Raw genomic sequence first — 13024 nt, forward strand, 5'->3', positions numbered from 1 at the left:
CCAACCTAAGACTCTAGATAACCCATATAAGGATCAGAAATTGAATCTTCTTGAGTTTCAATGCGTCCTGCAAAACGACGACTAAACGTAGCATCATCAGCTAAAGTCACAGTGAAGTCATACCAACCACCAAATTCAGACATATCCCAAACCAGTTCTTTTTCAGAACTATTGGTTTCTATCGTCCATGTCTTGTTTGGAAGATAAGCATTTGCTTCGACGTTGAGCTTGACTGACTTATTACCATCATGACGCACTTTTAAATACAAATTCGCATCACACTCTTCCACACACACTCTAATTTCCGGTAATGCTTGAGTTTGGTTAACTTGACTCAAATCGCCTTTAAACGCACGGTGGAAACCATTTGGTCCAAGTACCCATAAATCGTACTGTCCATTTGCAGTATTCCATACATCATCAAGCTGTTTACCCGCTTCAACCATATAACGACGTGGAATTGCCGTAAGATCTAATCGGTTATAGACATGGAAAACGGCTGCTTGTTTACCTGTATTAGAGAACATCAGCTTAATCGTTTTTTGAGTGGTATCGACTTTGGCACTGGTGTGCAAAATATATGGCAAAGCACGTGATGGCCTAATTCCCATTTCCTGCTGAGGAAATTGCTGCTGGCTCGGAACAGGAACTTGTGGCAATAAAGCTTGAGCAACACGAATCGCATCGGCTTCGGCTTTGGTTTTCTTCCCATCTAGTTCAGCAACAGGCAGAACATTCGGTGTTTTAAAATTAAATGCCGTCGTTAAATCACCACATACAGCACGGCGGTAAGGGCTAATGTTAGGTTCTTGCACACCAAAGCGTTTTTCCAAGAACTGTAAAATAGAGGTATGGTCAAAGACTTGAGAATTTACCCATCCTCCACGGCTCCACGGCGAAATCACATACATGGGAACGCGTACGCCTGGTCCATACACTCGACCATCTGGCTTAGGTTGAGATTTTGAAGTCACTACTGCTGGATGGTTAAAGTACTCATAAGACACTTGCTGATCGTTTAAAGTCGTTTTTCCATATACAACACCGTTTACATCTTTAGACGGTGCACTTGGTGAAGGGACATGGTCAAAGAAACCGTCATTTTCATCGAAGTTCACCAATAAAACGGTTTGGCTCCACAGCTCAGGGTTTTCAGTTAATGCATTTAATACTTCCTGAATATACCAAGCACCTTGTACAGGACTAGATGGCCCCGGATGTTCACTGTAAGTTGCGGGAGCAACTAACCAACTCACCTGCGGTAATTTACCTTGTGCGATATCAGCTTTAAAAGTTCCTAAAAAACCACCGTCCGGCATGGTATTGGCAATACCTTTGTAAAGTGGTTGAGTCGCATCAATCTTTTCGTCATATGCTGGACACGTTAGTGTGTCGTTACTGACAGGTTGACCAGATTGCTCATTTGCACGGCGATACTGTTTGAAGCCAGCTAACGGGTTATCGGTAAAGTTATCTGGCATATTTTGATAAACTTTCCATGTTACGCCAGCTTGCTGTAAGCGCTCAGGATACGTTGTCCACTCATAACCTTCTGTTGATACCCCAATCCCATCAAATTCATTTACAACACTTGCAACACCTGCACCTGTAGGACCATTAGTTCCAGTCCAAATAAACTTACGGTTTGGGTTAGTCCCAGCATGCATAGCACAGTGGTAAGCATCACAAATCGTAAAAGCGTTGGCTAAGGCAAATTGATATTCGACTTCTTGTTTTTTATAGTAGCCCATCGACTGTGGTTTTTTATAAGCGACCCAATCACTCATACGACCATTGTCCCAAGCTGCTTGGCCATCAGACCATGAGTGAGGTGTACCTGAAACACGCTGAGCATTTCCTAAACGACTATCTAAATGGTAAGGCAATACTTTCTTTTTATTCGCATCATATTGTTCCCAAACCTTTCGGCTTTCCGTCATTGGAATCGTAAAACGATCACCAAAACCACGTACACCTTTTAATGTTCCGAAATAATTATCGAAAGAACGGTTTTCCTGAGTCAAAATCACGATGTGTTTAACATCTTGAATAGTTCCACTTTCAACTTTGGCATCAATAGCTAAAGCTTTTTGAATACTCAGCGGGAAACTCGCTAAAGCAGCTGTCCCAAACATGGTTTTTGTAGAGTTTAAAAGAAATTCGCGACGGTTCATTAGTTCTATCCTGAGTTCTTATTATGGTGCACAGTGCATTTTGCAATTACTGGTGGGCGGTGTTGTTGGCGATGAATTATCTGAGTCATTATCATCGTTACAAGCACTGAGCATGAGTGCTAAAGAAGTAATTAATAAAAGTGAAAGTTTTCGCATTGGTTTTTTCCAAACGGTTTAAATGCGAACTACTAATAAAGTGTTAAAGTGACAGGCAAGTGATGTTTTTATGTCGATTTGATGAAGGCATAAAAAAACGCATCCGAAGATGCGTTTTTTAGAAAGCGTAAAATTACCAGCCTAAAGCTTCTTGTTGCTTTTTAATGAGCTCGGCAATCCCTTTTTCAGCCATCTCTAACATGGCATTGCTTTGAGCACGGGTAAACGGTTTGTCTTCGGCAGTACCTTGAATTTCAATAAACTCGCCCGCTTGTGTCATTACTACATTTAAGTCAGTTTGACAGTTCGAGTCTTCTTCATAGCAAAGATCAAGCAACACTTCATCTTGATACATACCGACAGAAATTGCAGCAACCAACCCTTTAAGCGGATCATGCTTAATTTTCTTTTGAGACAATAAAACATTCATCGCATCAACTAATGCTACAGCAGCACCAGTGATTGAAGCAGTACGCGTACCACCATCAGCCTGAATCACGTCACAGTCGATGGTAATCGTGTTTTCACCAAGCTTTTTCAAATCAACCATTGCACGTAAGCTACGGCCAATCAAACGTTGGATTTCTTGAGTACGACCAGTTTGTTTACCACGAGCCGCTTCACGGTCACAACGTGAATGTGTTGAACGCGGTAACATGCCATATTCTGCCGTTACCCAGCCTTGGCCTTGGCCTTTTAAAAAGCGTGGCACTGAGTTATCAATGCTTGCAGTACAAAGGACTTTGGTGTGACCAAATTCGACCAGCACAGAACCTTCAGCATAACGGGTGTAGTTTCGTGTAATTTTCACTTCACGTAATTGGTCTAATGCACGTTGGTCAATACGCATAATCCTTCCTAACTTCTCTTAAATACGAACTTGGGCATAGTATAGCAAAGGATTTTGACAGGTTGAGTTTATTCCCTACTTTCAAATGTAAGTCTGCAAGTTTCATAACTCAAAAATAAAAATAGCCCCTAAAAAGGAGCTATTTTGAATTAACTGAGATTATGCAAATTTAAATTTTGCTTTTAACTTTTCTAATGTCTGCATCACTTTTCCAGTGGTATGGTTTGGCAGTGAACATTTCGCTAAACGTACCCATACACTCCAGAACTGGCGCATAAAGTTCGCTTCATTGTAATTAATGCCATATTCTGCACAAAGTGCCTTAATTTTCGGTGCTACTTCTTTATAACGATTAGCTGGCATATCTGGAAATAAATGGTGTTCAATTTGATGGCTTAAGTTACCACTCATAAAATGCAGCCATTCTGTACCACTAAAGTTACTTGAACCACGAATCTGGCGTAAGTACCACTCTGCCTTGGTTTCAGTATCGGTATTATCAGGCTCAAACGTTTCTGCATCTTCAGTAAAGTGACCATTAAAAATCACCGCAGATGACCACAAGTTACGAATAATATTCGCAACTACATTTCCTGCAAAAACCGGTAAAAACATAGGGCCAGAGATCACAGGGAAAAACACATAGTCTTTTAAAACTTGGCGTGTGGCTTTTTTACGGACTTTAGCCGAATCTTTCCACACCTGTTTCCAGCTCTTGGTTTTATAAACTAATGCATCTTCAAGATGTAAGTTTTGCACGCCTACATACCACTCAAAGAAAAACATTAACTGTAGACCGAGGGGAATATTAAACAGGTGGCGAGGTTCCCACTTCTGTTGATCACTTACTCGCAAAATACCATAACCAACATCATGATCTTTACCGACAATATTGGTATAGGTGTGGTGCACATAGTTATGTGTTTCACGCCAGTCATCGCCAGAGGCAATGGTATCCCAATCGTAAGTATTACCGTTCAGGCTTGGTTCATTTAACCAGTCAAACTGACCGTGCATGACGTTATGACCAAGTTCCATGTTTTCTACAATTTTAGAAATACCTAATAAGCCTGTGCCTAGTAGCCAGACTGGCGGAATCCAACCACCAAACATCAACATGCCACGCGATGCGATTTCGGTGTAGCGAACAAAATTACGTACTTTGTAGATATATTTTGCATCTTGCTCACCAAGACTTTGCATAACGTCTTGACGAATCTGCTCAACACGGCGGCCAAACTCTTCAGTCTGTTCAGGTGTTAAATGAGCAGATTTAGAAACAGTAGAAAATTCTAATGCCATATTCATAAGGTTAATCCTCTTTAATTCTTTTTATAGATCAATTGTGACTGGGCTTAATGCCTGGCTCACGCATAGTTTAATTGGGCGGTTCGGTTGATCTTCAATTTCACCAGTTAACAGGTTTTGAGTAACTCCGCTTACCTTGGTACAGCTGCATTTATTACAGACACCCATACGGCAACCATGTTGTGGGCGTAAACCAGCTTGCTCTGCACTGCTCAGTAAATTTGTTTCAGCTAAAAACTCGTGTTGAGCACGGCGGAAAATAACAGGCTGTGCTGCATGTGTACCAGTCACTTGAAGTGGCTGAAAATACTCTTGATGAAGCTGCGACTGAGCACCTTTTTGTGCATAAATTTCATTGGCTTGCTGCATCATGCCATGATGACCACAAACATAAGTTGCTGTCTGCTCGAAATCTGGAACCAGCTTTTGCAGTAAACTTTCAGTTAAATGCTGCTTTTGCTCGGTGGTATTAAAAAAATGATATTGAAGCTGTGGGTGCTGTTCTGCCAAAGCTTTTAATTCGGCATGAAAAATTTCCGCACGATTAAAATAAATGACATGAATTTGTTCAAGTTGCTGTTTTAAAGCTTGCTGCAAGAGTGAATAAATTGCAGTTATACCGCTTCCTGACGCAATCAAAATCGCAGGATGCTGACCTTGGTGCAAAATAAAATCACCTTGTGGTTGTGAAATCTCAACACACTCACCCACATGTAATAGTTGAGCTGCACGAGACACCAAACCTTGTACTTTAATACCTAAAGCGATTTCACCCTGAGTAGTCACTTCAATAATTGAATAACTACGCTGTTGGTAAACGCCATCGATGAGCAAAGTCAGCAAAATACTTTGACCCGCTCGAACTTGATCGAAATTAAAATTACGATTTGGTTTAAGTCTAATGAGCACCATATCGGTATGCAGTGGCTGAACTGCAGTAACTTCTGCAAGTACCCTTTTCCACGCCCAAGTCACGTTAATTTTCTGCAAGACAAAATCAACGAAATCTTCTCGAACCCAATGTGGCTGATAACTAAGTGTTGCGTTCATACGTTCCTCTTTTGTATCTGGCTATTTATTTGAGTGAACACATGTTCGTATAGTGAACATATGTACACTATATTTATAACCGTTCACTCAGTCAACACTTGTTCACTATTTTTTTTATGAAAGTTTGCTCTTTTTTGTTAGACTTTGGCTCACGGTTTAAATAGGTTCTTTTAATGTCGATACGGGATGAACGAAAACAGCAAAGTCGTCAGGCACTTCTCGATGCAGCCTTACATCTAAGCACGTCTGGGCGTTCGTTCAGTAGTATCAGTTTGCGTGAAGTTGCACGTGAAGTAGGTTTAGTACCGACAGCGTTCTACCGCCATTTTCAGGACATGGATGAGCTCGGCAAGGAATTGGTCGATCAAGTTGCCCTACATTTAAAAAGTGTTTTACATCAACTTGGACAAAGTTACTTACAACATAAATCTGCTAAAACCCAAACCAGTATTGAGCTATTTGTGCAGGCAGTAAATCATAGCCCTAAGCAATGGCAATTTATGATTGCTGAACGTTGGGGAGGCTCAGAAACGGTTCGTGCAGCAATTGCCAGAGAAATTGAATTTCTGATTGAAGATCTAACAACTGATCTTACTAAACTCGAAAATTTTAAACATATTCAAAATCCTCAAGACTTAAATGTCTTATCTACCATTTTGACTAATATGTCATTTACATGGGCAATGACGTGGCTCAACCTATCGAAACAATATCAAGGTGAACAGCTCAAGCTGCAACAAATAGCCTTTATTGAAAATGCTTCTACACAAGTTCGTTTACTGTTTAGAGGGATTGCAAACTGGGAACGATAGAAGCGGCAAATGACAAAAAACAGGTTATGTGGTAATACGTAAAGAGAGAAAGAAAAAGGCTAAAAATTTCGAGAAAAGTCTTTTTCTTTTTTACAGGAAGTAAACTATTAGTTAGGCCAAACTGGTGTGGGAATACCTATGAATCTTGATCGTCATACACAGTTTTTGATGCGTAAAGAAAAAATTCTGAGCGTGGCAGAAAAGTTGTTATTAGAAAACAATCAGGAAATTACTCTAGATGAGTTAGTGGCCGAGCTAGATATTGCTAAAGGCACACTTTATAAGCATTTTAGAAGTAAAAATGAGCTTCTACTTGAGCTCATTATTCAAAATGAAAAGCAAATTTTAGAAATTTCTAAAAAATATAATACAGATTTCAAAGAATATGCTCCTCATTACATGCTTCATCATTTACTTGCACCAGGGAAAACGATTCTATTGCATCAACTTGAAGAAAATCTGACGATGACAGAGTCTAAGTTGAAGCATCTTTTCGAAGAGCTTTATGAAATTCGCCAACAGCGTATTTTAGCAATTAAAGATATTACCGAAAATTATTTAAAATCATTGAATTATGATATGTCGATTCGTGACTATTTGTCTTATATCTGGTCACTGACTTATGGTGCATCACTGCTTTTAAATTCTACCTATTACCAGCGTTCGATTGGTTCTCGCCAAAAATTAATTAATTTATATATTAATCAGGCATTATCACTGCCGACTCAAACAGCTAATTTTGATGTTTTAAATTTTCAGATTGAAGATGAAAATCAGCAAAATTAATTGAATTATTTCGTGATAATTAACGATAAATTAAATATAAAAATGGGCTTCACATGAAGCCCATTTTTTTTGAAGTAAAGCCTAAACAACTTATTTTGCTTTACGTTCTTTCTCAATTAAATAATTAAGAACTTGAGTGACTTTACCATCTTCACCCTGCACAACATATTTACCATTCACAACAACTGCAGGTACACCTGTTAATTGGTACTGTTGAGCAAGTTTATTTGACTCGGCAACTTTTGCCGTCACAGCAAATGAGTTGTAAGTACTATTAAATTTCTGCTCAGGTACGCCATAACGAGTAAAGAACTTCGCAGCAGAAGCCTGATCAAAAATTTGTTGACCGTTCACCTGAATCGCATGGAATAGTGGTAAATGCGTGCGTTTACGTACACCTAATGCCTCAGAGGTATAATATGTACGCGCCCCTTGTTCCCACATTTTATTCATTGCAGCAGGTGTACGTACAAAACGCACATCTTTAGGAATCTGTTTTAACCACGTTTGCATATGCGGTTCAAGTTTAAAACAGTGCGGACAGCCATACCAAAAGAACTCTCGAACTTCGATTTTCCCCGGAACTTCCACTTTGCTTGGATTGGCAATCACGGTGTAGTCTTTACCAGCAACAAAATCTGCTGCCATTGCACTACCCGATACGGCCATAATTGCTGCACTCAAACCACCCAAAACCAATTTTTTCATTGCTACAGCTTTTCCTCTAAGTTGTTATGCATTAGCTTATGCTCTAAATATAAAACAAATATGCTAAATTCGTTTTGCTTCTGTGAAGTTTTTTATTGGGTTTATCGCTTTTTTCCCAATAATCGCTACACTAACGGCGAACTACATCCAAAAAGATAACTCAAGTTTAGAGGTAGCACCATGTCGCAATTGAATGTTGATTTACAAGAAATCGCAAAGTTTGAAGCACTTGCTGCCAAATGGTGGGATCAACATTCTGAATTTCGCCCACTTCATCAAATCAATCCACTACGTTTAAACTGGATTGATGAACGTGTAGGCGGTCTTGCTGGTAAAAAAGTACTTGATGTCGGCTGTGGTGGCGGTATTTTGGCCGAAAGTATGGCACGTCGTGGCGCAGATGTACTCGGCATCGATATGGGTGAAGCACCTCTAGCTGTTGGACGTTTACATGCTCAGCAAGAGAATGTTCAAAATATTGAATATCGTCAAATTCCTGTTGAAGAATTAGCACAAGAACAAGCAGGCCAATATGACGTGGTGACTTGTATGGAAATGATGGAACACGTTCCAGATCCGGCATCTATTGTAAAAGCGTGTCAGGCTCTGGTTAAACCAGGTGGCCATGTGTTCTTCTCGACCATTAACCGTAACCCAAAATCTTATTTATTTGCCATTATTGGCGCAGAGTACGTACTACGCATGTTGCCAAAAGGTACACATGATTATCATAAATTTATTCGACCATCTGAAATGGCACATGATATTCGTAATGCAGGCCTTACGTTAAAAGAAATGACTGGACTACATTACAACCCACTGACCAAGCATTACTGGTTAGCGCCAAATGTTGACGTTAACTATATGGTTCATACGATTAATACAGGTGCATGATGAAAGCTGTTTTATTTGATTTAGACGGTACGCTTATCGATACAGCTGCGGATTTCATTCGTATTATTCAGCAAATGTGCCGTGATGAAAGACGTCCTGTGGTTGATGCAGACTTAATTCGCACTCAGGTGTCTGAAGGTGCGCGTGCGATGGTGAAATTGGTCTATCCAGAGCTGGATGTGGCCAATCCAATTTTCTTGGGACATCGTCAAAACTTTTTAGATATTTACGGCAATAATATTGTGGTTGATACAGATCTGTTTGAAGGTATGTATCCACTTCTAGAAGAGTTAGAAGCTGCGCAAATCCCGTGGGGTATTGTGACCAATAAACCACGCGGATTAAGTGAATCTCTTTTAGAAAAGTTAAATCTGACTGAACGCTGTGCGGTTTTAGTATGTCCTGAAGATGTCAGTAAAACAAAACCAGACCCAGAACCTATGTATTTGGCAGCTAAACAGTTAAATATCCCAGCAAATGAGATTATCTATGTGGGTGACCATCCACGCGATATCGATGCTGGTCACAATGCCAATATGTACACTATTTTAGCTGCGTACGGCTATCTACCTATTGAGCACCGTGATGATCTCGCTGCATGGCAGGCTGATTCGATTGTAAATACGGTGACAGAATTACACGATATGTTACGTCAAAAGCTTCCTGCTCTACAGGAAAATCAGCGTATGATAAGTTAACATCAGAGTTTTATACACTTTTTTAACGGTTACTCGTTTTATCAATATAAAAAGAAGGAGGTTTACCAATGAAATATTCAGAATATCAACCTCGTCCGGATCTACTCAAAGATCGTGTTATTTTAATCACTGGTGCTGGTGATGGAATTGGGCGAGCTGCGGCTCTAAGTTATGCCCTACATGGTGCAACCGTTGTCCTGCATGGTAGAACCTTAAATAAACTTGAAGTGATTTATGATGAAATTGAGAGTCTAGGTGCACCTCAACCCGCGATTTTACCGCTACAACTTTCAAGTGCCTCTGATCGTGATTATGACTTTTTAGTCGATACGCTCGAAAAGCAGTTTGGACGTTTAGACGGTATTTTGCATAATGCGGGTATTTTAGGTGAGCGTGTGGAGCTGGCGCATTATCCTACAGAAGTATGGGATGACGTGATGGCAGTTAACTTACGCGCGCCTTTTGCTCTCACTCAAGCCTTATTACCACTTTTGCAAAAGTCAGAAAACGCCTCTGTCGTGTTTACCAGTTCAGGTGTAGGCCGTGAAGCACGTGCTTTGTGGGGCGCATATTCTGTCTCCAAAATTGCAATTGAAGCAGTAAGCAAAATTTTTGCAGCAGAGAATACTTATCCAAATATCCGCTTTAACTGTATTAATCCAGGCGCAACACGTACTGCAATGCGTGCGAAAGCCTACCCACAAGAAGATCCGAAGACACTACCTACACCTGAGTCAATCTTGCCTGCCTACCTCTATTTAATGGGTGAAGACAGCTTGGCGCTCAATGGTCAGAGTATTGATGCACAGGATTAAAAAGTTAAAGATGAAAAGCTAAATTAAATTACGGCCAATCATCAAATCTGGCTTGCCTATACCTGAAAAGTTATATACAAGCCTTTTTTACGATTGATAAAAACTCTTGATCTATCCGTAATTTTAATTGAACCATTAAATGATCTTCACAGTTTCTCTGCATTTTGCGCGTAGAGTATTCAACATGAGAGACATCAGATGTAAACGAGGATGCATCATGAAAAAGTTGTTCACCATCTTAGCCCTATGCATAACCGTACTGACCACCAGTATGGCAAGCTTTGCTGCCCCCCCTTTTGACCGAGGCCATGGCCCTAAAGGTCCTAAAGGCGGAGGACCACGCGGTGAGTGGAATGATCGTGGGCCAGGATTTGGACGTGATCATGATGATGATCGTATCCGTGATGAACGCCGTATGCGCGAAGAGCGTGGCTTTGAACGCTTAAAACAACATCGCTGGCAGCCGGGTTATGTTATGCCACAGCACTATCGTGGCAATGGTTATAAAGTCGACTATAAAGACAGCAACTTGCCTAAACCGGGCCGTAATCAGCAATGGTACAAAATTAACAATGACTATATTTTAGTCGACACAGATTCTAATAGCATTGTAAGTATTCGTGGTTTTTAAAGCGATAGAACCTCGCTATCGCTGAATAAAAAGGATAAAGCCTTCGAGTTTTATCCTTTTTTTATGTCTTATCTATTTTAAAAATAAAAACTTTTTATATTTTCATATTAAGTATTCTCTTAATTTCTTCTTATTTCATATTAGGTTTTCACATTTATTCTTCTTGGCCTCCACGATTTATCTGCAATTGTTCACTAACCTTTAGTTATTGAAATTTAATTCATCACTCGAGGTTCATAATGAAAAAATTAACAACAGCAATTGTTCTTTCACTTACAGGTTTAGTTGCAACGACAGCAATGGCAGCACCTAACGATCATAATCACCATGGCAACTATCAAAACCATGAAGTAAAAACAGTTAAAGTGATTAAAAAAGATGACCATCGTAATGAATGGCGAGTGGGTCAGGTTGTACCGCATGAATATCAACACTCACGTTACGTGATTGACTATCGCCAACATCAAAAATTGACTAAACCGGGTCGCTATCAAAAATGGTACAAAGTGAACGGAAATTATGTACTGGTAAATGAACAGAGCCATAAAATCATTAGAGTTGTTCACTAATTCTAGAACTCTTTAAACATCCAAACTTAGATTTGGGTGTTTTTTTATCTAAAACATGCGGCTTTAATCTTTTTTGTTTAGAATCATCTTTATATCTTTTTGCTGTTGATTCGAGATCGGTATGCCAAGTAAGCCTGAAAGTAAGTCGCATAATAACACCCAGCATTATGTACACTGGTTTCGACACTCAGCACCCTACATTAATGCGCATCGCGATAAAACTTTTGTCTTAATGTTTGGCGGCGAAGCAGTTCGTCATCCTAATTTTGAACATATCATTCATGATATTGCTTTATTGCATTCTCTAGGTATTCGCTTAATTCTTGTGCATGGCGCACGTCCGCAAATTAATCAAAATCTTAAAGAGAAAGGAATTGAAACTCCTTTTTATGACAACAGCCGTATTACTACACGTGAATCTTTAAGCTGCGTCATGAGTGCAGTAGGTTCTATTCGCCTAGAAATTGAAGCATTGCTTTCTATGGGTTTGGCAAACTCTCCCATGTACGGTGCTCGAATAGATGTGGTCTCAGGTAATTTTGTGACTGCTAAACCTTATGGCATTCGTGAGGGCATGGATTTCCAGCTTACAGGTGAAGTTCGCTCTATTGATACCGATGCAATTGAGCGACACCTCGATAACCATAATATTGTGCTATTAGGCCCAACAGGTTATTCCACTACAGGCGAAGTATTTAACTTGCGGGCGGAAGAAGTCGCAACTAAAACCGCAACTTACTTAAAAGCAGATAAACTCATTTTTCTAGGTGAGCAACAAGGGCTGCTGAACGAAGATGAGCAAATATTACGTGAATTAAGCCCCCATCAACTGGACTACTATATTCAACAATACCAAACCATTAGCCCAACACTCACTTTACATCTGCAACAAGCAAAAAAAGCGTCTTTATCAGGCGTACACCGTGTTCATCTCATTTCTTATGCTTATGATGGTGCACTAATTGAAGAGCTGTTCACACGTGATGGTGTTGGTACCATGATTACCGATGCGCATTATGAAGAAGTTCGCATGGCCAACATTCAAGATGTGGGCGGTTTAATGAATTTATTACGTCCGCTAGAAGAAGAAGGTATCTTGGTGTATCGCTCACGTGAACGTTTAGAGCAAGAAATTAGCCAGTTCGCTGTTATTGAACGCGATGGTACAATTCTAGCGTGTGCCGCCCTTTATCCAATTCCGACCGAATTTAATGAAACACGTTCCGCAGAAATTGCCTGCGTCGCAGTACACCCAAGTTATCGTAAATCGAATCGTGGTAGCCAGATTTTGCAATTCCTTGAAGAAAAAGCCAAAGAACAAGGTATTCGTCAATTATTTGTTTTAACAACGCGTACTGCTCATTGGTTTTTAGAACATGGTTTTCATCAGGTGAGTGTTGATGACTTACCAAATGCTCGTCAGGCGCTTTATAACTACCAAAGGAATTCTTTAGTCTTTAAGAAACTGCTTCCCTAGCCTTTGCTCTTTTTAAGATATTCTTATTTCAGATAAGCTTAGTTAAAAAAGTACATCCATAAATACGATTAATTTATGGTTGTACTTTTTTTAAAT

At 39.9% G+C, this 13024-nt stretch carries 14 protein-coding genes; 8 read left to right on the forward strand and 6 right to left on the reverse strand.

The features are described from left to right. Positions 1–5: 5 nt before the first annotated feature. From HLV59_RS18245 to HLV59_RS18260, 5 genes are all read right to left on the reverse strand, one after another. The gene (locus HLV59_RS18245; protein WP_171430537.1) at positions 6–2174 is read right to left on the reverse strand and encodes a phosphocholine-specific phospholipase C; all 2169 of its coding nucleotides are present in this window, start codon (positions 2172–2174) and stop codon (positions 6–8) included. A 21-nt stretch (positions 2175–2195) separates the two neighbouring features. Then, positions 2196–2330, reverse strand: a complete 135-nt coding sequence (locus tag HLV59_RS18795; RefSeq protein WP_255787789.1) for a hypothetical protein — start codon at positions 2328–2330, stop codon at positions 2196–2198. A 133-nt stretch (positions 2331–2463) separates the two neighbouring features. After that, positions 2464–3180 (reverse strand): ribonuclease PH, encoded by a 717-nt coding sequence (gene rph, locus HLV59_RS18250; RefSeq protein WP_002120794.1) that lies wholly within the window; start codon positions 3178–3180, stop codon positions 2464–2466. A gap of 159 nt (positions 3181–3339) precedes the next feature. After that, the gene (locus tag HLV59_RS18255; protein WP_078221350.1) at positions 3340–4482 is read right to left on the reverse strand and encodes a fatty acid desaturase family protein; all 1143 of its coding nucleotides are present in this window, start codon (positions 4480–4482) and stop codon (positions 3340–3342) included. A 30-nt stretch (positions 4483–4512) separates the two neighbouring features. Then, positions 4513–5538, reverse strand: a complete 1026-nt coding sequence (locus HLV59_RS18260) for a ferredoxin reductase (protein ID WP_171430538.1) — start codon at positions 5536–5538, stop codon at positions 4513–4515. Positions 5539–5711: 173 nt separating this feature from the next. On the opposite strand from HLV59_RS18260, the gene HLV59_RS18265 reads away from it, so the two are divergent. Together HLV59_RS18265 and HLV59_RS18270 are read left to right on the forward strand one after the other, a co-directional pair. Next, complete coding sequence (locus HLV59_RS18265; RefSeq protein WP_000027531.1) at positions 5712–6350, forward strand: TetR family transcriptional regulator; 639 nt, start codon at positions 5712–5714, stop codon at positions 6348–6350. Between the two features lie 138 nt (positions 6351–6488). Then, entirely contained in the window at positions 6489–7136 is a 648-nt protein-coding gene (locus HLV59_RS18270; RefSeq protein WP_002120773.1) for a TetR/AcrR family transcriptional regulator, read from the forward strand. A gap of 90 nt (positions 7137–7226) precedes the next feature. Here HLV59_RS18270 and HLV59_RS18275 read toward each other — a convergent pair whose 3' ends face one another. Next, a complete protein-coding gene (locus HLV59_RS18275) occupies positions 7227–7844 on the reverse strand; it encodes a thiol:disulfide interchange protein DsbA/DsbL (RefSeq protein ID WP_016142593.1) in 618 nt (205 codons plus the stop codon). A 180-nt stretch (positions 7845–8024) separates the two neighbouring features. Here HLV59_RS18275 and ubiG point away from each other — a divergent pair, with 180 nt between their 5' ends. From ubiG to argA, 6 genes are all read left to right on the forward strand, one after another. Beyond that, positions 8025–8738 (forward strand): bifunctional 2-polyprenyl-6-hydroxyphenol methylase/3-demethylubiquinol 3-O-methyltransferase UbiG, encoded by a 714-nt coding sequence (gene ubiG, locus HLV59_RS18280; RefSeq protein ID WP_171430539.1) that lies wholly within the window; start codon positions 8025–8027, stop codon positions 8736–8738. Next, positions 8735–9436: an HAD family hydrolase gene (locus HLV59_RS18285; RefSeq protein ID WP_171430540.1), complete on the forward strand. Its 702-nt coding sequence runs from the start codon at positions 8735–8737 to the stop codon at positions 9434–9436. The genes ubiG and HLV59_RS18285 overlap by 4 nt, the downstream gene beginning before the upstream one ends. Before the next feature lie 68 nt (positions 9437–9504). Next, positions 9505–10251, forward strand: coding sequence for a YciK family oxidoreductase (locus HLV59_RS18290; RefSeq protein ID WP_009387635.1), 747 nt, complete (start codon positions 9505–9507; stop codon positions 10249–10251). A gap of 217 nt (positions 10252–10468) precedes the next feature. Next, the gene (locus HLV59_RS18295) at positions 10469–10882 is read left to right on the forward strand and encodes an RcnB family protein (protein ID WP_216606745.1); all 414 of its coding nucleotides are present in this window, start codon (positions 10469–10471) and stop codon (positions 10880–10882) included. Positions 10883–11121: 239 nt separating this feature from the next. Continuing rightward, entirely contained in the window at positions 11122–11451 is a 330-nt protein-coding gene (locus HLV59_RS18300; RefSeq protein WP_031947002.1) for an RcnB family protein, read from the forward strand. A gap of 121 nt (positions 11452–11572) precedes the next feature. Next, positions 11573–12928, forward strand: a complete 1356-nt coding sequence (gene argA / locus HLV59_RS18305; protein ID WP_031947001.1) for an amino-acid N-acetyltransferase — start codon at positions 11573–11575, stop codon at positions 12926–12928. Positions 12929–13024 lie beyond the last annotated feature (96 nt).

The organism is Acinetobacter lactucae, assembly GCF_013122135.1.
GTDB classification, from domain to species: Bacteria; Pseudomonadota; Gammaproteobacteria; order Pseudomonadales; family Moraxellaceae; genus Acinetobacter; species Acinetobacter lactucae.